Source organism: Mycobacterium parmense (genome assembly GCF_010730575.1).
In the GTDB taxonomy this organism is placed as follows: Bacteria; Actinomycetota; Actinomycetes; order Mycobacteriales; family Mycobacteriaceae; genus Mycobacterium; species Mycobacterium parmense.
This window is the reverse complement of record NZ_AP022614.1, coordinates 3,531,211-3,551,755: the sequence shown is the minus strand read 5'-3', so window position 1 is coordinate 3,551,755 and position 20,545 is coordinate 3,531,211. Positions and strand designations below refer to the sequence as shown.

The 20,545-nt window shown below is 67.3% G+C and carries 22 protein-coding genes; 15 read left to right on the top strand and 7 right to left on the bottom strand.

Annotated elements, in window-relative coordinates:
- Window positions 1–5: 5 nt before the first annotated feature.
- The 3 genes from G6N48_RS16430 to G6N48_RS16420 are packed head-to-tail and all read right to left on the bottom strand — an operon-like array spanning window position 6 to window position 3,465.
- Complete coding sequence (locus G6N48_RS16430; protein WP_085271766.1) at window positions 6–317, bottom strand: hypothetical protein; 312 nt, start codon at window positions 315–317, stop codon at window positions 6–8.
- Window positions 318–349: 32 nt separating this feature from the next.
- The gene (locus tag G6N48_RS16425) at window positions 350–1,435 is read right to left on the bottom strand and encodes an NHL repeat-containing protein (RefSeq protein WP_085271767.1); all 1,086 of its coding nucleotides are present in this window, start codon (window positions 1,433–1,435) and stop codon (window positions 350–352) included.
- Window positions 1,432–3,465, bottom strand: coding sequence for a prolyl oligopeptidase family serine peptidase (locus G6N48_RS16420; RefSeq protein WP_085272053.1), 2,034 nt, complete (start codon window positions 3,463–3,465; stop codon window positions 1,432–1,434). The genes G6N48_RS16425 and G6N48_RS16420 overlap by 4 nt, the downstream gene beginning before the upstream one ends.
- Window positions 3,466–3,542: 77 nt before the next feature.
- Between G6N48_RS16420 and exaC the strand changes: the two genes are divergently transcribed.
- From exaC to G6N48_RS16395, 5 genes are all read left to right on the top strand, one after another.
- Window positions 3,543–5,066, top strand: coding sequence for an acetaldehyde dehydrogenase ExaC (gene exaC / locus G6N48_RS16415; protein WP_085271768.1), 1,524 nt, complete (start codon window positions 3,543–3,545; stop codon window positions 5,064–5,066).
- Window positions 5,067–5,217: 151 nt separating this feature from the next.
- Window positions 5,218–5,496: a putative holin gene (locus G6N48_RS16410; RefSeq protein WP_085271769.1), complete on the top strand. Its 279-nt coding sequence runs from the start codon at window positions 5,218–5,220 to the stop codon at window positions 5,494–5,496.
- A complete protein-coding gene (locus G6N48_RS16405) occupies window positions 5,489–6,058 on the top strand; it encodes a hypothetical protein (protein WP_085271770.1) in 570 nt (189 codons plus the stop codon). Before G6N48_RS16410 ends, G6N48_RS16405 begins: the two co-directional genes overlap by 8 nt.
- A 33-nt stretch (window positions 6,059–6,091) precedes the next feature.
- Window positions 6,092–7,486, top strand: a complete 1,395-nt coding sequence (gene lpdA, locus G6N48_RS16400; protein WP_085271771.1) for a dihydrolipoyl dehydrogenase — start codon at window positions 6,092–6,094, stop codon at window positions 7,484–7,486.
- Window positions 7,487–7,490: 4 nt separating this feature from the next.
- Window positions 7,491–7,766 (top strand): hypothetical protein, encoded by a 276-nt coding sequence (locus G6N48_RS16395; protein WP_085271772.1) that lies wholly within the window; start codon window positions 7,491–7,493, stop codon window positions 7,764–7,766.
- 9 nt (window positions 7,767–7,775) lie between these two features.
- Here G6N48_RS16395 and G6N48_RS16390 read toward each other — a convergent pair whose 3' ends face one another.
- Together G6N48_RS16390 and ramB are read right to left on the bottom strand one after the other, a co-directional pair.
- The gene (locus tag G6N48_RS16390; protein WP_232066636.1) at window positions 7,776–8,342 is read right to left on the bottom strand and encodes a carboxymuconolactone decarboxylase family protein; all 567 of its coding nucleotides are present in this window, start codon (window positions 8,340–8,342) and stop codon (window positions 7,776–7,778) included.
- Window positions 8,339–9,754 (bottom strand): acetate metabolism transcriptional regulator RamB, encoded by a 1,416-nt coding sequence (ramB, locus tag G6N48_RS16385; protein ID WP_085271773.1) that lies wholly within the window; start codon window positions 9,752–9,754, stop codon window positions 8,339–8,341. Before ramB ends, G6N48_RS16390 begins: the two co-directional genes overlap by 4 nt.
- A 168-nt stretch (window positions 9,755–9,922) precedes the next feature.
- On the opposite strand from ramB, the gene G6N48_RS16380 reads away from it, so the two are divergent.
- The 4 genes from G6N48_RS16380 (at window position 9,923) to G6N48_RS16365 (ending at window position 14,357) form a co-directional block, all read left to right on the top strand.
- Entirely contained in the window at window positions 9,923–10,717 is a 795-nt protein-coding gene (locus tag G6N48_RS16380) for an acyl-[acyl-carrier-protein] thioesterase (RefSeq protein ID WP_085271774.1), read from the top strand.
- A 276-nt stretch (window positions 10,718–10,993) separates the two neighbouring features.
- The gene (aceA, locus tag G6N48_RS16375; RefSeq protein ID WP_085271775.1) at window positions 10,994–12,280 is read left to right on the top strand and encodes an isocitrate lyase; all 1,287 of its coding nucleotides are present in this window, start codon (window positions 10,994–10,996) and stop codon (window positions 12,278–12,280) included.
- Between the two features lie 174 nt (window positions 12,281–12,454).
- The gene (locus G6N48_RS16370) at window positions 12,455–13,318 is read left to right on the top strand and encodes a 3-hydroxybutyryl-CoA dehydrogenase (protein ID WP_085271776.1); all 864 of its coding nucleotides are present in this window, start codon (window positions 12,455–12,457) and stop codon (window positions 13,316–13,318) included.
- A gap of 178 nt (window positions 13,319–13,496) precedes the next feature.
- Window positions 13,497–14,357: a cyclopropane mycolic acid synthase family methyltransferase gene (locus G6N48_RS16365; RefSeq protein ID WP_085271777.1), complete on the top strand. Its 861-nt coding sequence runs from the start codon at window positions 13,497–13,499 to the stop codon at window positions 14,355–14,357.
- A gap of 61 nt (window positions 14,358–14,418) precedes the next feature.
- Here G6N48_RS16365 and pcaA read toward each other — a convergent pair whose 3' ends face one another.
- Window positions 14,419–15,282 (bottom strand): cyclopropane mycolic acid synthase PcaA, encoded by an 864-nt coding sequence (gene pcaA / locus G6N48_RS16360; RefSeq protein ID WP_085271778.1) that lies wholly within the window; start codon window positions 15,280–15,282, stop codon window positions 14,419–14,421.
- 195 nt (window positions 15,283–15,477) lie between these two features.
- Window positions 15,478–16,185: a TetR/AcrR family transcriptional regulator gene (locus G6N48_RS16355; RefSeq protein WP_085271779.1), complete on the bottom strand. Its 708-nt coding sequence runs from the start codon at window positions 16,183–16,185 to the stop codon at window positions 15,478–15,480.
- Window positions 16,186–16,318: 133 nt separating this feature from the next.
- Between G6N48_RS16355 and G6N48_RS16350 the strand changes: the two genes are divergently transcribed.
- The 6 genes from G6N48_RS16350 (at window position 16,319) to deoC (ending at window position 20,538) form a co-directional block, all read left to right on the top strand.
- A complete protein-coding gene (locus G6N48_RS16350; RefSeq protein ID WP_372511230.1) occupies window positions 16,319–17,713 on the top strand; it encodes a DUF445 domain-containing protein in 1,395 nt (464 codons plus the stop codon).
- 84 nt (window positions 17,714–17,797) lie between these two features.
- The gene (locus tag G6N48_RS16345; protein ID WP_085271781.1) at window positions 17,798–18,217 is read left to right on the top strand and encodes a helix-turn-helix domain-containing protein; all 420 of its coding nucleotides are present in this window, start codon (window positions 17,798–17,800) and stop codon (window positions 18,215–18,217) included.
- Between the two features lie 228 nt (window positions 18,218–18,445).
- Entirely contained in the window at window positions 18,446–19,051 is a 606-nt protein-coding gene (gene hbhA, locus G6N48_RS16340; RefSeq protein ID WP_085271782.1) for a heparin-binding hemagglutinin HbhA, read from the top strand.
- A gap of 92 nt (window positions 19,052–19,143) precedes the next feature.
- The gene (locus G6N48_RS16335) at window positions 19,144–19,431 is read left to right on the top strand and encodes a DUF2516 family protein (RefSeq protein WP_085271783.1); all 288 of its coding nucleotides are present in this window, start codon (window positions 19,144–19,146) and stop codon (window positions 19,429–19,431) included.
- Between the two features lie 4 nt (window positions 19,432–19,435).
- A complete protein-coding gene (locus G6N48_RS16330; protein ID WP_085271784.1) occupies window positions 19,436–19,861 on the top strand; it encodes a DUF2599 domain-containing protein in 426 nt (141 codons plus the stop codon).
- Entirely contained in the window at window positions 19,861–20,538 is a 678-nt protein-coding gene (gene deoC / locus G6N48_RS16325; RefSeq protein ID WP_085271785.1) for a deoxyribose-phosphate aldolase, read from the top strand. Before G6N48_RS16330 ends, deoC begins: the two co-directional genes overlap by 1 nt.
- Window positions 20,539–20,545: the final 7 nt, after the last annotated feature.

Below are 20,545 nucleotides of genomic sequence, written 5' to 3'. Positions count from 1 at the left end.
CACTCCTAGGGGTCGGGCTGACGATTCTCCGGGCTCGACGCATAGATGCGTCCGCCGATCTTGAGGTACGGCGTCATCAGGTATGCGGAGCCCACGATGATCCCCACGAAGAACAGCGCGGCGAGGACGGCGTTCGGCCAGATCTTGCCGACCCCGAACGCGAAGCAGACGATGCCCAGCAAGGAGGTGGTCCAGTAGTACCGCCGACCCGCGCGGCGGTGCGCGATGTAACGGAAGCGCGCCTGCGTCGCGCCCGCGGCGATCAGGATCAGTCCCGTCACCAGCAGGGTGAGTTCGATCCGTTCGGTCACAGACACATCGACGATCTTATGGCCGGCCGCTGACCGGCTCAGAAGGCCGGGTCGACGACCTGCACCACCCCGGCGGTGACCCCGGCGACGAAGAGCCGCCCGGTCCGCGCGTCCGCGCCGACGGTGTAGGGGTTCTGCACCGTCGCCACTCGCCCGATCTCCCGCGGCGCGGGCTGGGTCATGTCATAGCCGACGACTTCGTTGGTGCCCGAGGAGGCGACCCAAAGGCGGTCTCGCGCCCCGTCGTAGGCGATGCCGTAGGGGCCGCCGGGCTGCACGGCGCTGGCGACCTCGCGGGGTGCGGGCAGCGGTTCGAACACGCGGACGGTGTCGCCGCGGGTGTCCGCGGCGATCAGCCGGCCGTGCCGGTCGGCGACCAGATGGGTGGGGCCCGCCCCGGCCGGGGCGAAGCCGACGATGGACAGCGCGGCGGCGTCGTAGACGGTCAGGGTGTTCCGGCGCGCGTCGAGCATGCCGACGGTGGTGCCGGACGCCGCCAGGCCTGCGGGTTGCACGCTGTCGGTGAAGACCTTCACGATGCGCCCGCCGCGCAGGACGCTCACGGTGCCGCCGAGTTCGTTCCCGACGAAGACCGTGCCGTTGGAGGCCGCCGCCGCGTCGTGCGGCGAGGTGCCGGTGACGATCGGCGCCGACGCGACTCCGTCCGGCAGCTGGACTTCCACCAGCGCGTCAGCGGATTCGACGGGCACCAACAGCGGGCCGCCCGGGGCCGCGAGCGCGAGGTGGCGCACCGAGCCGGGCAGCGGAACCCGCCGCAGCACGGCCAGCGAGCCGGCGTCGAGCAACACCAGTTCGTCGGGGTCGTGACACGCGACGGCGACGACGCCCGTCTTGTCGTCGACGGCGACGCCCTCCGGGTGCCCGCCGACCGGCACGAGGCGCCCGGGCGGCGTGCCGCGCGGCGGCGGCGCCTGCAGCGGCTCGGCCGCGGGGGGCAGCATCGCAGCCGGCGGCCGGGTGCCTTCGGTGGGCACGCCCGGCGGCAGGATGCCGGTGGTGGTAGCCGGCCCGGCGGACCCGCCGCCATGCTGTCCACACGCGCTCAGCGGCGTGACCATCAGTGCCAGGGGGACAAGGACCGCCGCGATCGCGCGCGGGCTCATCGCGGGGGCTGCGGGGCCAGCATCCGCCAGAGGAAGGAATAGGTGAGCGCGGACTTGAAGGCCACCTGTCCGTTGTCGGCCGCGCCGGCGTGCCCGCCCTCGATGTTCTCGTAGTAGAACACCGGGTGACCCGCGGCCTCCAGGGCCGCCGCCATCTTGCGGGCGTGCCCGGGGTGGACCCTGTCGTCGCGGGTGGACGTGGTGAACAGCACCGGAGGGTAGTGGCGGGCCGCCGAAATGTTCTGGTAGGGAGAGTATTCGGAGATGAACGCCCAGTCGTCGGGATTGTCCGGGTCGCCGTACTCTGCCATCCAGGAGGCGCCGGCCAGCAGCAGGTGATAGCGCTTCATGTCCAGCAGCGGCACGCTGCACACCAGCGCGCCGAATCGCTCCGGGTACTTGGTCAGCATGATGCCCATCAGCAGGCCGCCGTTGCTGCCGCCCTGCGCGCCGAGCTGGTCCACGGTGGTGATGCCCCGCTTCACCAGATCGGTTGCCACGGCGGCGAAGTCCTCGGCCACCTTGTGCCGGCCCTCACGCATCGCCCGGGTGTGCCATTCGGGCCCGTATTCGCCGCCGCCGCGAATGTTGGCCAGCACGTAGGTACCCCCGCGCGACAGCCACAACCGGCCCAATACCCCGCTGTAGGCGGGCGTGTTGGCGGTTTCGAACCCGCCGTACCCATACAGCATGGTCGGCCCCGGCCCCGTGGCATCGGCGGGTCGCACGACGAAGTAGGGGATGGACGTGCCGTCCTCGGAATCGACGAAATGTTGCGCGACCGAGAAGTTCTCGGCGTCGAAGAACGACGGCGCGGACTTGACCTGCTCCGGTGGCCCCTCGCCGACGCCACGCATCAGCCGCGACGGCGTGACGAATCCGCTCGAATCGAGGAAGAACTCGTCACCGTGCTCGTCGGCGGCGACGACGACGGTGTTGGTGGCGGCCGGGATTCCCGCGACGTGCTCGCGTTTCCAGCTGCCGGGCGTGACGATCTCGACCCGGCTGGCCACGTCGGCGAGCGTTACCATCAGCAGGCGATCCCGGGTCCACGCGTAGTGGTTCAGCGCGGTGTGTTCGTCGGGTTCGAACACCACCGCCAATTGCGCTGTGCCGTCGAGAAATTCGTCGTAATCGGCGGCAAGCAGCGAACCCGCGGCATAGGTCGCCGATCCCAGGTTCCAGTCGGTGCGCAACTCGATGAGCAGCCACTGCCTGTGTACCGACACCCCGGCGTCGGTGGGCGCGTCGATGCGGATCAGCTCCGTGCCCCGCAGCTCGTAGATCTCCTCGTTCCAGAAGTCGATCGCGCGGCCCAGCAGCGTGCGCTCGAAGCCGGGCGTGCGGTCGACCGACGCGGACACCCGGACGTCGTCGCGGGCCCCCTCGAACACGGTTTCGGCGTCGGCCAGCGGCGTGCCCCGGCGCCACCGCTTGATCACCCGCGGGTAGCCCGACTCGGTGAGCGAGCCTTCGCCGAAATCCGTGCCCACCAGCACGGTGTCCGGGTCCGCCCACGCGACCTGTGACTTGGCCTCCGGCAACTCGAATCCGTCGACCACGAATTTCCTTGTCGCCATGTCGAATTCGCGCACGATCGACGCGTCGGAGCCGCCGCGGGACAGGCCGACCAACGCGCGCGTGTACTCCGGTTCGATGACGCCCGCGCCCGCCCACACCCAGTTCTCGCCGTCGGCCCGGCCCAGCTCGTCGACGTCGATCAGCACGTCCCACTCGGGGGATTCGGTGCGGTAGCTCTGCAGCGTGGTGCGCCGCCACAGCCCGCGCGGGTTGGCCGCGTCGCGCCAGAAGTTGTACAGGTGCTCGCCGCGACGGACCACATACGGGATGCGGGCGTCGGTGTCGAGCACCTCGAGTGCCTCGGCCCGCATCCGGTCGAAGTCCGCGTCACAGAACCGGGCGAGTGTCGGCTCGTTGTGGGCGCGCACCCAGTCCAGCGCATCCTCGGCGGTGACCTCCTCGAGCCACAGGTACGGGTCGACGGTGTCGTGGAAAGCCCCGGATGTCATGGCAGCCATTCTGGCCCCGGCGGTACTGTGAGGTGTATTACACATCGGAAATGACACAGAGGACGAGGGTCGAGCAGATGACTGTTTTCGCACGTCCAGGTTCCGCCGGGGCGCTGATGTCCTACGAGTCCCGGTACGGCAATTTCATCGGTGGCCAGTGGGTCGCGCCGGTGGCGGGGCGATACTTCGAAAACCCCACACCGGTCACCGGGCAGGCGTTCTGCGAGGTCGCCCGCTCCGACGAGGCCGACGTCGACATAGCTCTCGACGCAGCCCACGGGGCCGCGCGGGCCTGGGGCAAGACCGCGGCCGCCGAGCGGGCTCTGATCCTGAACAGGATCGCCGACCGGATCGAGGAGAACAAGGCCGCGCTCGCGGTGGCCGAAGTCTGGGACAACGGCAAACCGATCCGCGAGGCGCTGGCCGCCGACATCCCGCTGGCGGCCGACCATTTCCGGTACTTCGCGGCAGCCATCCGCGCGCAGGAGGGCTCGCTGAGTCAGATCGACTCCGACACGGTCGCCTACCACTTCCACGAACCGCTCGGCGTGGTCGCCCAGATCATCCCGTGGAACTTCCCGATCCTGATGGCCGCCTGGAAGATGGCGCCGGCCCTGGCGGCCGGCAACGCGGTGGTGCTCAAACCCGCCGAGCAGACACCGGCCTCGGTGCTCTACCTGATGTCGCTGATCGGCGATCTGTTGCCCCCGGGCGTGGTCAACGTCGTCAATGGGTTCGGGGCCGAGGCGGGCAAGCCGCTGGCGTCGAGCAACCGGATCGCCAAGGTCGCGTTCACCGGGGAGACCAGCACCGGGCGCCTGATCATGCAGTACGCCTCGCAGAACCTGATCCCGGTCACCCTGGAGCTCGGCGGCAAGAGTCCGAACATCTTCTTCTCCGACGTCATGGCCAAAGTCGACGACTTCTGCGACAAGGCGCTCGAGGGGTTCACCATGTTCGCCCTCAACCAGGGCGAGGTGTGCACATGCCCGTCGCGCAGCCTGGTGCAGTCCGACATCTTCGACGAGTTCCTCGAGCTGGCCGCCATCCGGACCAAGGCGGTGCGCCAGGGCGACCCGCTGGACAGCGACACGATGCTGGGTTCCCAGGCGTCCAGCGAGCAGCTGGAAAAAGTGTTGTCCTACATCGAGATCGGCAAGGAAGAGGGCGCCAAGGTCATCACCGGCGGCGAGCGGGCCGAGCTGGGCGGCGACCTGTCCGGCGGCTTCTACATGCAGCCGACGATCTTCTCCGGCGCCAACACGATGCGCGTCTTCCAGGAGGAGATCTTCGGCCCCGTGGTGGCGGTGACGTCGTTCTCCGACTACGACGACGCAATCTCGATCGCCAACGACACCCTCTACGGCCTGGGCGCCGGCGTGTGGAGCCGCGACGGCAACACCGCCTACCGGGCCGGCCGCGACATCCAGGCCGGGCGGGTGTGGGTCAACTGCTATCACGTGTACCCCGCGCACGCGGCGTTCGGCGGTTACAAGCAGTCCGGCATCGGCCGGGAGAACCACAAGATGATGCTCGACCACTACCAGCAGACCAAGAACCTGATGGTGTCCTACTCCGAGAAGGCGCAAGGCTTCTTCTGATGCGGGCCGCCGACGACGCACCGCGCAGCGATGCCGACGTCCGGCGCCGGCGACGGGCGCGGCGAACGACCCTCGACGCGCGGCCCGGGGGTGGGTGACGCGGCGCCGTCAACATGCCCTCCTCCCAGGTGACCGCAGTACAGTCGTCATCGTGGTTCCGCTTCCGCGTCCCTGGCTGTTGGCCGGCGCCATGCTGATCGGCAGCGCTGTCGGGTTTCTCGCCGCGGTGGCCTTCGTCGTCCTCTTCCACGCAAGGCTGCGCCCCGAACTCGTCATCGCCCTGGTGCTCGGGCTGCCCAGCGTGATCGGGTTGACGACCATTCTGTTCTCCGGACGCCGCTGGGTCACGACGGCCGGGGCTTTCGTGCTGGCCGTTGCGCCGGGCTGGTTCGGCGCGCTCCTGGCGCTGCAGGTGACGTCGCGTGGCTGACGACGACCACCCGTCGAACCCCGGGACGCAGGCGTTCACGCCGGATTTCGACGACGACGACACCGGCACGCACTCCTGGGTCCCGGACTTCTCGGACGAATCCGACGATGACGCCGGCGGCGCGAAGCCGGTACCCGTCGCGACCGAACCCGAGAAACCGGCCGAGCCCGCGGCCGGCCAACTGCCCGAGACCGAATCCACTGGCGCCCAGGTGCAATCGGTTACCGTTCCCGGTCGTTACGTGTACCTGCGGTGGTGGAAGCTGCTGCTGGTGGTTCTCGGCGTGTGGGTCGCGGCGGCCGAGGTGGGCCTGAGCCTGTTCTATTGGTGGTATCACACGAACGACAAGACGGCGGCGGTGTACGTGGTCCTGGTCTATGTCGTGGCGTGCGTGGTCGCGGGCGTCATGCTGGCGATGGTCCAGGGCAGGCCGTTGATCTCGGCGCTCTCGCTCGGTGTGATGTCCGCGCCGTTCGGGTCCGTCCTCGCCGCGGCGCCCCTCTACGGCTACTACCACTGTGAGCGGGTTGGGGAATGCCTGGCGGGTGTCATTCCGTATTAACGGGCCGTCGAGCAGCCCATTAGGGTAGGGGCCGTGACTCACTACGACGTCGTCGTCCTCGGGGCCGGCCCCGGCGGGTACGTCGCGGCCATCCGCGCCGCGCAACTCGGACTGAACACCGGAATTATCGAACCGAAGTATTGGGGCGGTGTCTGCCTCAACGTCGGCTGCATCCCGTCCAAGGCGCTGCTGCGCAACGCCGAGCTCGCACACATCTTCACCAAGGAGGCCAAGGCCTTCGGGATCAGCGGTGAGGCGACCTTCGACTACGGCGCCGCGTTCGACCGCAGCCGCAAGGTGGCCGAGGGCCGCGTCGCCGGCGTGCACTTCCTGATGAAGAAGAACAAGATCACCGAGATCCACGGCTACGGGCGATTCACCGACTCCAACACGTTGTCGGTGGACCTCAATGACGGTGGCACCGAGCAGGTCACGTTCGACAACTGCATCATCGCGACGGGCAGCAGCACCCGGCTGGTGCCGGGCACCTCGCTGTCGGCCAACGTGGTCACCTACGAAGAGCAGATCCTGTCCCGCGAACTGCCGGAATCGATCGTCATCGCCGGCGCCGGCGCGATCGGCATGGAGTTCGGCTATGTGCTGAAGAATTACGGGGTCGACGTGACCATCGTGGAGTTCCTGCCACGCGCGCTGCCCAACGAGGACGCCGAGGTCTCCAAGGAGATCGAGAAGCAGTTCAAGAAGCTGGGCGTCCGGATCCTGACCGGCACCAAGGTCGAGTCCATCTCCGACGACGGCTCGGCGGTGACGGTCACTGTCAGCAAGGACGGTAAATCCGAGGAGCTCAAGGCCGCAAAGGTGTTGCAGGCCATCGGGTTTGCGCCCAACGTCGAGGGTTACGGGCTGGACCGGGCCGGGGTCGCCCTGACCGACCGCAAGGCGATCGGGATCGGCGACTACATGCAGACCAACGTCTCGCACATCTACGCTATCGGCGACGTCACCGGCAAGCTGCAGCTGGCGCATGTCGCCGAGGCCCAGGGCGTCGTGGCGGCCGAAACCATCGCCGGCGCGGAGACTTTGGCGCTCGGGGACTACCGGATGATGCCGCGGGCGACGTTCTGCCAGCCGAACGTCGCCAGCTTCGGGCTCACCGAGGAGCAGGCCCGCGACGAGGGTCACGACGTCGTGGTGGCCAAGTTCCCGTTCACCGCCAACGCCAAGGCGCACGGCGTCGGCGACCCGAGCGGCTTCGTCAAGCTGATCGCGGACGCCAGGCACGGCGAGCTGCTGGGCGGGCACCTCGTCGGTCACGACGTCTCCGAGCTGCTGCCCGAGCTGACGCTGGCGCAGAAGTGGGACCTGACGGCCACCGAGCTGGCCCGCAACGTGCACACCCACCCGACCATGTCCGAGGCGCTGCAGGAGTGCTTCCACGGCCTGACCGGCCACATGATCAACTTCTGACCAGATGATCAGAAGTCAGACCGCTCTGGGCGCCGCCGGCGGGCTCGTCGCGGGTTACCTCCTGTGGCTGGCCGCTTTTTCGATCGTGGACGACAACGCGGCGGTGGGCCGGTGGGCCCCGACGGTGCTGTTGCTGTCGGTGGTGCTCGGGATCGCCGCCGCGGTGGGGGGACTGATGCTGCGCCGCCGCGGCCGACACGCGTGGTCCGCGCTGGCCTTCGGCCTGCCGGTGCTTCCGGTGGCGTTGACCCTGGCCGTGCTGGCCGACGTCTACTTCTGAGCTCCCGGGCTACCGGGGATTGTCCAGCGGGATGTGCAGCGCGGTGATCGTGGCGGCCAGCCCGTCGTATTGGCTTGCCAGCAGACAGAACTCGATGAGCTGCCGCCGGTCCAGGTAGACCGCCAGCTGCTGCCAGGTGTCGCTGGTGACCGTACGGTCCTTCACGAACTCGTCGGTGGCCGCCAGCAGCGCGACCTGGCGAGCGTCGAGTTTGTCCGCGGCGCCCTCGGGCCAGGCGAAGATCGCCTCCTGAACGTCGGGGCCCAGACCCGCCGCGCGCGCCATGCGGCGATGGTGCTGCAGCTCGTATTCGCACGAGCGGAGGTGGCCGACGCGCAGGATCACCAGCTCGGTGTCGGCGCGCGGCAACCGTCCCTGCAGTAGCCGGCCGCCGTAGAAGGCCCACGCCCAGAACAGCAGCCGGCGCTGGCCCAGGGTGGTGAACAGGTGCATCTCGGGCACGCGCATGGTGCGCGCGGCCGCGCGGGCCACCACCCAGTTGATCGGTCCCAACTGGCGCAGCCCGCCCGACGGGATGCGGCCGATGCCGGCTTGACCGTTGTGCGCCCCGCTCACGGTTGCTGCACCAGATACGGCGAGACGGTGCTGCGGTGCTCGTCGAGGTCGAGCGCCCGGCCCAAAGCCGGGAACGCCCGTTGTGGGCAGTTGTCGCGTTCGCAGACACGGCAACCGGCGCCGATCGGTGTGGCGATATCGCCCGACAAGTCGAGTCCTTCCGAGTAGACGAGCCGGTGGGCATGTCGGAGTTCGCAACCCAGCCCGATCGCGAAGGTCTTACCGGGCTGACCATACCGGGCGGCCCGGCGTTCCACGGTGCGGGCCACCCACATGTAGTTGCGGCCGTCGGGCATCTGGGCGATCTGGACCAGGATCTTGCCCGGGTTGGCGAATGTCTCGTAGACGTTCCACAGCGGGCAGGTGCCGCCGCTCGACGAGAAGTGAAAACCCGTGGCGGACTGACGTTTCGACATGTTGCCCGCCCGGTCCACCCGGACGAAGGAGAACGGCACCCCGCGCATCGAGGGCCGCTGCAGCGTGGACAACCGGTGCGCGATGGTCTCGTAGCTCACCGAGTAGAACGAGGACAGCCGCTCGACGTCGTAGCGGAAGTTCTCGGCGACGTCGTGGAACTGGCGGTAGGGCAGGACCGCCGCGGCGGCGAAGTAATTGGCCAAACCCAGCCGCAGCAGGGTGTTCGACTCGTCGCTGGTGAACTTCGCCTCCTCGACCATGCCGTCGATCAGGTCGCCGAATTCGAGGTAGGCCAACTCGGCGGCCATCTTGAACACCTGCTGGCCCAGCGACAGGTGGTTGTTGATCTCCAGCGTCTTGGTGGCTGGGTCGAAGCGGTGCAGCACCGTGTCACCGAGATCGATCCGCCGGTTGATGTGCACCCCGTGCACCTCGGTGAGCCGGCGGGTCAGCTCGCGCGCCAAGTCGCCGTGGTGCAGGCGCATGTGCACGGTGAGGTCTTCGGCCGCGGTGTCCAGCTCGTGCAGGTAGTTCTGGCGTTGGTAGAAGTAGTCGCGCACCTCCTCGTGCGGCATGGTGATCGAGCCGCTGCCGCTGCCGTCGAAGAACCGCTCCTCGGTGGCGGCGGCCAGCTGCGCGGTGGTGATCCGGTAGCGCCGGTGCAGATTGACGACAGCGCGGGCCAGGCCGGGATGGGCGCTGACCATCTCGGCAACCTCGGTGGGGTCGACATCGATGTCCAGATCCCGGTCCATCGTCACCTCGCGCAGCTCCGCGACCAGGCGGGTGTCGTCCTGCGAGGCGAAGAAGGTCGCGTCCACGCCGAACACCTCGGTGATGCGCAGCAACACGGCCACCGTCAGCGGCCTGACGTCGTGCTCGATCTGGTTGAGGTAGCTCGGCGAGATCTCGAGCATCTGGGCCAGGGCGGCCTGGCTGAACCCGCGCTCGTTGCGAAGCTGGCGGACGCGGGAGCCGACGAAGGTTTTGGCCATTTCGCTCAGGGTACCTGTGCTGCGAAGGCGCGGTTCGCAGAGTTGGCACACGGCCTCGCGCTCGTTGCGGGTGGTGCCAAAGTCGGCGGTCGACGCGCCTCGTTTGGCACAATTCGCGCGAGGGTCCCGGTTAACCTGGGATATCGACGAGGAGAAGACGGGGACGCCGTGAGCCTGGACAAGACGCTGATGCCGGTGCCCGAAGGCCATCCCGATGTTTTCGGCCGGGAGTGGCCGCTGCGGGTCGGCGACATCGACAGGACGGGCCGGCTGCGCCTGGACGCCGCGGCCCGGCACATCCAAGACATCGGGCAAGATCAGTTGCGGGAGATGGGGTTCGAGGAGACCCATCCGCTGTGGATCGTGCGTCGCACCATGGTCGACCTGATCCGCCCGATCGAATTCCAGGACATGTTGCGATGCCGGCGGTGGTGCTCGGGCACCTCCAACAGGTGGTGCGAGATGCGGGTCCGCATCGACGGGCGCAAGGGCGGACTGATCGAGTCGGAGGCGTTCTGGATCAACATCAACCGAGAGACGCAGATGCCGTCGCGCATCGCCGACGATTTTCTGGCGGGTTTGCACAAGACCACGTCGGTGCAGCGGTTGCGGTGGAAGGGCTACCTGAAGCCGGGGAGCCGCGAGGATGCGGCGGAGATCCACGAGTTCCCGGTTCGGGTCACCGACATCGACCTGTTCGACCACATGAACAACTCGGTCTACTGGAGCGTGGTCGAGGACTACTTGGCTTCGCATCCGGAGCTGTTGCAGGCGCCGCTGCGCACGACGATCGAACACGAGGCGCCGGTCGCGCTGGGCGACAAGCTGGAGATCATCTCGCACGTGCATCCGGCCGGATCGACCGACCAGTTCGGCGCCGACCTCGCCGATCGGACTGTTACAACGCTCACATACGCCGTCGGCGACGAGACGAAAGCCGTCGCCGCGCTCTTCGCCCTGTAGCGAAACCGGCACCCCGCTCTTTACCGGGATGACCTGCGGATTTAACGTTACCGACGGGTAGCTTCTTAAACGGTCAAGTTAATCAAGCGCTTCGCAAGATTCGCAATTTCCGGCGGAGCCGTTGCTGAAATTGGCAAATGAAACGGGTGGCCAGCGCCGATACGCTGTGCCATCGTCGTGTTAGCACATCAGTGAAGTTGAGGCTGTAGCCGCCGCGGGACCGCGGTATCGGCCGCAACCAATCAGCATGGAAAGACTGTTAAGGAGCGAGATCCGATGTCTGTCGTTGGCACCCCGAAGAGCGCCGAGCAGATCCAGCACGACTGGGACACCAACCCCCGCTGGAAGAACGTCAACCGTACCTACTCCGCCGCGGACGTCGTCGCGCTGCAGGGCAGCGTGGTCGAGGAGCACACGCTGGCCCGCCGGGGCGCCGAGGTGCTGTGGGACCAGCTGCACGACCTGGAGTGGATCAACGCGCTGGGCGCGCTGACCGGAAACATGGCCGTCCAGCAGGTGCGCGCCGGCCTGAAGGCCATCTACCTGTCGGGCTGGCAGGTCGCCGGTGACGCCAACCTGTCCGGGCACACCTACCCCGACCAGAGCCTCTACCCGGCCAACTCGGTGCCGCAGGTGGTTCGCCGGATCAACAACGCGCTGCTGCGCGCCGACGAGATCGCCAAGGTCGAGGGCGACACCTCGGTCGAGAACTGGCTGGCACCGATCGTGGCCGACGGTGAGGCCGGCTTCGGTGGCGCGCTGAACGTCTTCGAGCTGCAGAAGGCCATGATCGCCGCGGGCGTCGCGGGCTCGCACTGGGAGGACCAGCTGGCCTCGGAGAAGAAGTGCGGCCACCTCGGTGGCAAGGTGCTCATCCCGACTCAGCAGCACATCCGGACGCTGACCTCGGCGCGCCTGGCCGCCGACGTCTGCGACGTGCCGACCGTCGTCATCGCCCGTACGGACGCGGAGGCCGCGACGCTGATCACCTCGGACGTCGACGAGCGGGATCAGCCGTTCATCACCGGCGAGCGGACCAAGGAGGGCTTCTACCGGGTCAAGAACGGTCTCGAACCGTGCATCGCGCGGGCCCGGGCCTACGCGCCGTACTCGGACCTGATCTGGATGGAGACCGGCACCCCCGACCTCGAGCTGGCGGCCAAGTTCGCCGAGGGCGTCAAGGCCGAGTTCCCGGACCAGATGCTGGCCTACAACTGCTCGCCGTCGTTCAACTGGCGCAAGCACCTCGACGATTCGACGATCGCGAAGTTCCAGAAGGAGCTGGCCGCGATGGGCTTCAAGTTCCAGTTCATCACCCTGGCCGGCTTCCACGCGCTCAACTACTCGATGTTCGACCTGGCCTACGGCTATGCCCGCAACCAGATGAGCGCCTACGTCGAGCTGCAGGAGCGCGAGTTCGCCGCCGAGGAGCGCGGATACACCGCGACCCGCCACCAGCGCGAGGTCGGTGCCGGTTACTTCGACCGGATCGCCACCACGGTCGACCCCACGTCGTCGACCACCGCGCTGACCGGCTCCACCGAAGAGGGTCAGTTCCACTGAGGACGAGCGGGCCTCGGGCCCGCGAGGACGAGGTGGAACCGACAGGCTTGAGCCACTGAGGACGAGCCACTGAACCCAGGCCGTAGATCCGGCTGAAGTAGCATTGGCCCCGCCCAGCGATCCTGGGCGGGGCCTTTGCGGTGCAAGACGATACGACATCGAAAGAGGACCAGGGTGAGCGACGCAGCGATCCAGCGGGTAGGGGTGGTCGGGGCCGGCCAGATGGGATCCGGCATCGCCGAGGTCTCTGTTCGCGCCGGCGTCGACGTGACGGTGTTCGAGACCACCGACGCGCTGATCACGGCCGGGCGCAACCGGATCGTGAAGTCGCTGGAGCGCGGCGTCAGCGCGGGCAAGGTGACCGAACGCGAGCGTGACCGCGCTCTGAGCAAGCTGACCTTCACCACGGATCTGAAGGACCTCGCCGACCGGCAGCTGGTCATCGAGGCGATCGTCGAAGACGACGCCATCAAGGCTTCGGTGTTCGCCGAACTCGACCGCGTCATCGCCGACCCTGACGCCGTGCTGGCGTCCAACACGTCGAGCATCCCGATCATGAAGATCGCTGCGGCCACCAAGAATCCTCAGCGGGTGCTGGGCCTGCATTTCTTCAACCCGGTTCCGGTGCTGCCCCTCGTCGAGTTGGTCAGCACGCTGGTCACCGACGAGGCCGCCGCCGCCCGCACCGAGGAGTTCGCCGGCGCCGTCCTCGGCAAACAGGTGGTGCGCTGCTCCGACCGGTCGGGCTTCGTCGTCAACGCGTTGCTGGTGCCCTACCTGCTGTCGGCGATCCGCATGGTCGAGGGCGGCTTCGCCACCGTCGAGGACGTGGACAAAGCGGCCGTCGCCGGGCTGTCGCATCCGATGGGCCCGCTGCGCCTGTCCGACCTCGTCGGCCTGGACACCCTGAAGCTGATCGCGGACAAGATGTTCGAGGAATTCAAGGAGCCGCAATACGGGCCGCCGCCGCTGCTGTTGCGCATGGTCGAGGCCGGCCGGCTGGGCAAGAAGTCCGGGCAGGGCTTCTACGCCTACTGACAGCGCCAGGTGTCACTGCGGCGATACCCCACGCCGCCCGGACCGTGATCAGCAAACTTCTCATCTGAATCGCGATCGCTTGTGGCCGCAGCGGAGCCGTTTGCCAGTCGGTGTGGCAGTGCTCATATCCGTCGGTTACTATACTCGCGTCTGATGACCGAGAGGTGCTCGCCGAATAATGACCGCTCTGCAACCGTTCTACGAAGAGTCGCAGTCCATCTACGACATTTCCGACGAGTTCTTCGGGTTATTCCTCGATCCGACCATGGGCTACACCTGCGCATACTTCGAGCGCGACGACATGACCCTGGAAGAAGCCCAGAACGCGAAGTTCGACCTGGCGCTGGGAAAGCTGGCGCTCGAGCCCGGGATGACGTTGCTCGACGTCGGTTGCGGCTGGGGTGGAGCGCTGCGGCGGGCGATCGAGAGATTCGACGTCAACGTGATCGGAATCACCTTGAGCCGCAATCAGTTCGAATACAGCAAAGCGATGCTGGCTCGGATTCCCACGGGGCGCAACGTCGAGGTGCGGCTGCAGGGCTGGGAAGAATTCGAGGACAAGGTGGACCGGATCGTCAGCATCGGCGCCTTCGAAGCCTTCAAGAAGGAGCGTTACGCCGCGTTCTTCGAACGTGCCTACGACATCCTTCCCGACGGCGGCCGAATGCTGTTACACACGATTTTGGCATACTCGCAAAAACAAATGCATGCCCGCGGTATCTCGCTGACGATGAGCGATGTGCGATTCATTCGATTCATCTACACCGAGATCTTCCCGGGCGGACAGCTGCCGGCGCAGGAACAAATCTTCGATTTCGCGCAGTCCGCGGGATTCTCGGTGGACCAGGTGGAGTTGCTGCAGAAGCACTATGAGCGAACGCTCAACATGTGGGCGGCTAACTTGGCGGCAAACAAAGAAATGGCTATCGCCCTGCAATCCCGCGAGGTCTACGACCGCTACATGCACTACTTGACCGGGTGTGAGAACTTCTTCCGCAAGGGCATCAGCAACGTAGGACAGTTCACTCTCGCCAAGTAGCGGCCCGAGGCCGGCGGAGAGGTGGCGCCGGCCTCAACGCGGGCCGGCGCTCACTTCTCCCTCACTTCTCGAGGGTGAACTGGTCGACGTCGGTGTAGCCCTCGCGAAAAAGCTTCGCGCAACCCGTCAGGTACTTCATGTAACGGTCGTAGACGACCTGCGACTGGATCTCGATGGCCTGGTCCCTGTTGGCCTCGAGTGCGGCCGCCCACGTCTCCAGCGTCCGGGCGTAGTGCAGCTGCAGCGACTGCACCCGGGTCAGCTCGAAGCCGGCCGTGACGGCGTGCTCCCCGACGGTCTGAGGTGTGGGCAGCCAGCCGCCCGGGAAGATCTCGGCGAGGATGAACTGCGAGAAGTGCACGATCTCGTGGGTCAGCTTCTTGCCCTTGGCGCGGGCATCCTTGAAGCTGGGGCGAACGATCGTGTGCAGCAACATCACACCGCCGGGTGGCAACGCACTATAGGCCATCTTGAAGAAGCGGCCGTAGCGCTGGCGGCCGAAGTGCTCGAAGGCGCCGATCGAGACGATGCGGTCGACGGGCTCGTGGAACTTCTCCCAGCCCTCCAGGAGGACCTGGCGGGTGCGGGGGCTGTCCATCTGATCGAACATCTTCTGCACGTGCGCGGCCTGGTTCTCCGACAGCGTGAGACCGATCACGTTCACGTCGTACTTCTCCACCGCGCGGCGCAGCGTGGCGCCCCAGCCGCAGCCGATGTCGAGCAACGTCATCCCCGGCTCGAGCTTCAGCTTTCCCAGCGCGAGGTCGATCTTGGCGATCTGCGCTTCCTCCAGCGTCATGTCGTCACGCTCGAAGTACGCGCAGCTGTACGTCTGAGTCGGGTCCAAGAACAACCGGAAGAAGTCGTCCGACAAGTCGTAGTGGGCTTGCACGTCGCCAAAATGTGGCGTGAGCTGCACAGACATAAGAAAATACGCCTTTCGTTACGCGGGGGCGTGGTGGTCAGCCAACCGGCGCACCCGCCGGTTACCCCCGATGCACCCTCTGCATGCTATCCGTTACGGCGGTCCAAGTCGCCTTCCGTGACCGGCTCATAGGGTCACATGCCGCGAGTTCGAATCACAAAACGCGCACCGCAATCGCGCGCTGCGCCGCCGCGATCAGCCGTCGCCGCCCCGCGGCGGCACGATCGGAGAGGGATGCGGCTCTTCGCGGAACTTGTCCAGCGAGCCGCCGACCTCGACGATCCCGCACAGGGCGCTCCAGCTCAGCATGGTCAGGTAGTCGATCAGCTCGTCGCTGGTCATGCGCGGATCCGACATCCACGAGTGGGTCGCCAGCTGCACCCCGCCGACGATCAGGTAGGACCACGGTTCCGCGCCGCCCGTGTCCATCCCGGCCTGCACCATGCGTCGGCGCATCATCACGGCGAGCATGCGCGCGATGATGCGCTCGGAGTCGGCGATCACCTTGCTCTTGCTGGCCGAGCTGTTCGCCATCACGAACCGGTACGGCTCGGGTTCGGCCGCCACGGTCTCGACGTACACGCGGATCACTTCGCGGGTCAGATCGATTCCGTCCAGGTTCGACGACAGGGCGGCGGCCATGTTGGGAATCAGCGTGGTCTGCGTGAATCGCATCATCACCGCGGTCGTCAGATCGTTCTTGTCGACGAAGTAGCGGTAGAGCACCGTTTTGGAAACGCCGATCTCCGCGGCGATTTCGTCCATGCTCAGGTAGCGGCCGTGTCGGCGGATCGCATCGATGGTGCCGTCGACCAACTCGTTGCGGCGGTCCACCTTGTGTTGATGCCATCGCCGCTTGCGGCCGTCAGTCCTCGCGGTCACAGCCGGGATTCGCTCTGCCACTGTCGCCAATTCCCATTCACTAGACCCCGCAATACTACGGCGTATGGGTGCCTGACAGGCGGTGAGTCTGCGTAGTCGAATTACCCGGTGGGCCATGTCGGCACACCAACCGGACGCGGCGATAGATGATGGTGTGGTGGCACACAGAGCCCTGGATACGCAGGCAGGTTCTTCCGACGCGTCGGGACCGGCGAAACCGCGGCCGAGCGCAGTGACCTCCCCCAACGGCTCCCGGCCCACACCGGTGTCCTTTGCGGAATCTTTCGCGGGGGCCGATCCCGAAGCCGACGCCCAGCGGCGGGTGGCGTTGCGCCGGATGAAGACGGTGGCGCTCGGCTTCCTGATCGGGGCCAGCGTCGTGTTCCTCGCCTGCCGCTGGGCGCAGGCGCACGGCCACGTGGGTGTCTGGGTGGGCTACGTGGGCGCGGCCGCGGAGGCGGGCATGGTGGGGGCTCTGGCGGACTGGTTCGCCGTGACCGCGCTGTTCAAGCATCCGCTCGGCATCCCCATCCCGCACACCGCGATCATCAAACGCAAGAAGGACCAGCTGGGTGAGGGCCTGGGAACGTTCGTGCGGGAGAACTTCCTGTCGCCGGCCGTCGTCGAGGCCAAGCTGCGCGACGCGCAAGTGCCGGGCAGGCTCGGCAAGTGGCTCTCGGACACCTCCCACGCGAACCGGGTCGCCGGCGAGACGGCCACCGTGCTGCGGGTGCTGGTGGAGCTCTTGCGGGACGAAGACGTCCAGCACGTCATCGACCGGATGATCGTGCGCCGCATCGCCGAACCCCAGTGGGGCCCTCCGGTGGGCCGCGTGCTGGGCAGCCTGCTGGCCGAGAACCGGCAGGAGGCGCTGATCCAATTGCTGGCCGACCGGGCCTTCCAGTGGTCGCTGAACGCCGGGGAGGTCATTCAGAGGGTGGTCGAGCGTGACTCTCCGAGCTGGTCGCCGCGATTCATCGACCACTTGGTGGGAGATCGCATCCACCGCGAGCTGATGGACTTCACCGACAAGGTGCGCCGCAGTCCCGACCACGAGCTGCGGCGTTCGGCGACCCGGTTCCTGTTCGAATTCGCCGACGATCTGCAGCACGACCCGGAAACGATCGCTCGCGCGGACGCGGTCAAGGAGCAGCTGATGGCCCGGGAGGAGATCGCGAACGCCGCCGCGACGGCGTGGACGACATTGAAGAGGCTGGTGCTCGAGGGGGTGGACGACCCGTCGAGCGCGCTGCGAACCCGCATCGCCGACACCGTCATGCACATCGGGGAGTCCCTGCGCGACGACGCCGAGCTCCGCGACAAGGTGGACAACTGGATCGTGCGCGCCGCCCAGCACCTGGTCTCGCAGTACGGGGTGGAGATCACGGCGATCATCACCGACACGATCGAGCGCTGGGACGCCGAAGAGGCCAGTCGGCGGATCGAACTCCACGTCGGACGTGACCTGCAGTTCATCCGGATCAACGGCACTGTGGTGGGCTCGCTGGCCGGCCTGGCCATCTACGCCGTCGCGCAGCTGTTCTTCTAGCGGCGCCAGCGACTGCTTGCAATAGCAAGCACTTCTCCGTATCCTGGTGCCGTCGACGTCAGCCGGCGGAACAGGAGCAACGCGATGCCATCGGAGGAGAAGCTCTCCACCAAGGTGTCGTCCGCCGCGTCTGACATGGCCTCCGACGTCGGAAGCTTCATCAGGAGCTTGCGGGAGAACGCACACGTGTCGGTGCGGCAACTGGCCGAGAGGTCCGGCGTCAGCAATCCCTACCTGAGCCAGGTCGAGCGCGGCCTGCGGAAGCCTTCCGCGGACGTTCTGAACCAGGTAGCAAAGGCGTTGCGGGTGTCCGCCGAAGTGCTCTACGTGCGGGCCGGGATCCTCGAGCCCACCGACAAGAGCCAGGTGCGCGACGCCGTCGTCACCGACATGGCGATCACCGAGGACCAGAAGCAAATACTGCTCGAGATGTACGCATCGTTTATCCAACAGAATGAATCCACCGACGAGGAGCGTTTGACGCCTTCCGTCAGCGACGAGTGATCGGCCGCTCATGAGGGGTGCGGCCGGACGCCGCCGGGTTCGGGGTTTCCTGCTGTGGCCCTGTCCCGATCCCGTCCGACCGACGCAACAGGAGGTATTCCTGCAGATTGCTTGCCAGACAAGACCGGAGGTCTTGACGACGACCTGCGGCGGCAGCGAACGCTAGCCGTGACTTGCAGACCTGACCATCGGCAAACCCGATAAACGCCGACCATGAAAGGAAGAACCATGGCTGAGAACTCGAACATCGAAGATTTGCGGGCCCCGCTGCTAGCGGCCCTGGGAGCGGCCGACCTGGCCCTGGCCACCGTCAACGAACTGATCGGCAACCTGCGCGAGCGCGCCGAGGAGACCCGCACCGACACCCGCTCGCGCGTCGAAGAGAGTCGCGCCCGCCTGAACAAGTTGCAGGAGGACCTGCCCGAGCAGTTCACCGAGCTGCGGGAGAAGTTCACCAGCGACGAGCTGCGCAAGGCCGCCGAGGGCTACCTCGAGGCGGCGACCAGCCGCTACAACGAGCTGGTCGAGCGCGGCGAGGCTGCCCTGCAGCGGCTGCGCAGCCAGACCGGTATCGACGACGCGTCCGCGCGGGCCGAGGGGTACGTGGACCAGGCCGTCGAGCTGACGCAGGAAGCGCTCGGCACCGTCGCATCGCAGACCCGAGCGGTCGGTGAGCGCGCGGCCAAGCTGGTCGGCATCGAGCTGCCCAAGAAGTCCGAGAGCGCCGCCAAGAAGGCTCAGCAGGCCGTGGCGAAGAAGGTGCCGGCCAAGAAGGCTCCGGCCAAGAAGGCGCCGGCCAAGAAGGCTCCGGCCAAGAAGGTCACCCAGAAGTAAGACCGACCCGAGGACGGCACGCGACACGGAGTTGCCCGCCCGGCGACTCTGAGTCGACGTGCCGGACGGTGCCCGCATACTCTGGATACGTGGTGAACCAGCTCGTGGGAACCGTCATGTTGGTCTTGCAGATCGCCGTCCTGGTCACGGCGGTGTACGCCTTCGTGCACGCGGCGATGCAGCGGCCCGACGCCTACACGGCCGTCGACAAGCTGACCAAGCCGGTGTGGCTGTTGATCCTCGGCGGAGCCATCGCGGTCACGACAATCCTCTACCCGGTCCTCGGGGTGCTCGGCATGGTGATCGCGGCCTGCGCGGCCGGTGTCTACCTGGTGGACGTGCGTCCCAAACTGCTGGAGATCCAAGGTAAGTCGCGCTAGTTGGATGAAGCTCTTGCTGGTGGCGCTCGCCGCTGCCGTGGTCGTCGCCCTGGTCGGCGCGGCTCCCGCTCCGGCTGATCCGGGAGCCGGAGGCGCCGCCCCGGCTCCGCCCTTCATCGACCACACCCAGTGGGCGCAGTGGAACGGCCTGCGCAGCCTGCGGGTTTTTCCGACGGCATCGGGGCGGGCGGCCTCGCGGCTGCCGGACACCATCGGTTCGGCCGATGAGGCCTGGGGTGAGGTGCTCGCCCTGTCTCCCGACGCCGACACCCCCGGCATGCGAGCACAGTTCCTCTGCCATTGGCAGATCGCCGAACTGGTGCAGCCCGGCAAGACCAGCTGGAACCTGGAACCGTGGCGGCCAGTCGTCGACGACGCCGATATGGCCGCTGCCGGCTGCAATCCCGGCGGCCGGGAAGAGGGGTTCTAGTGGCTCGGCAACTCACCCGGGCACAGCTGGCCGCCCTGGTCGACCACACGCTGCTCAAGCCCGAGGCCACCGCGGCCGACGTGGCCGGTCTGGCCGACGAGGGACGCCAACTGGGCGTCTGCGCGGTGTGCGTCTCGCCGTCGATGGTGCCCGTAGCGGTGCGCTCCGGCGGGGGCGTGCGGGTGGCGGCGGTAGCGGGGTTCCCGTCTGGCAAGCATGCGCCGGAGGTCAAGGCGCGCGAGGCCGCGCGGGCCGTGGCGGAGGGCGCCGTCGAGGTCGACATGGTGATCGACGTCGGTGCCGCGTTGGCCGGCGACTTCGACGCGGTGCGCTCGGACATCGAGACGGTGCGCGCGGCGATCCCCGGCGCCGTGCTCAAGGTGATCGTCGAATCGGCAGTGCTGCTGACGGGACCCGACGAGCGGACGCTGGTGCAGGCGTGCCGTGCCGCCGAGGACGCCGGCGCGGACTTCGTCAAGACGTCCACCGGGTTTCATCCCGCGGGCGGCGCGTCGGTGCGCGCCGTCGAGTTGATGAGCCGCACCGTCGGCGGCCGGCTGGGGGTCAAGGCAAGCGGCGGCATCCGCAGCGCCGGCGCGGCGCTCGCCATGCTCGACGCCGGCGCCACCAGGCTGGGCCTGTCGGGGACCCGGGCCGTGCTCGACGAGCTCGGCTAGCCTTCGC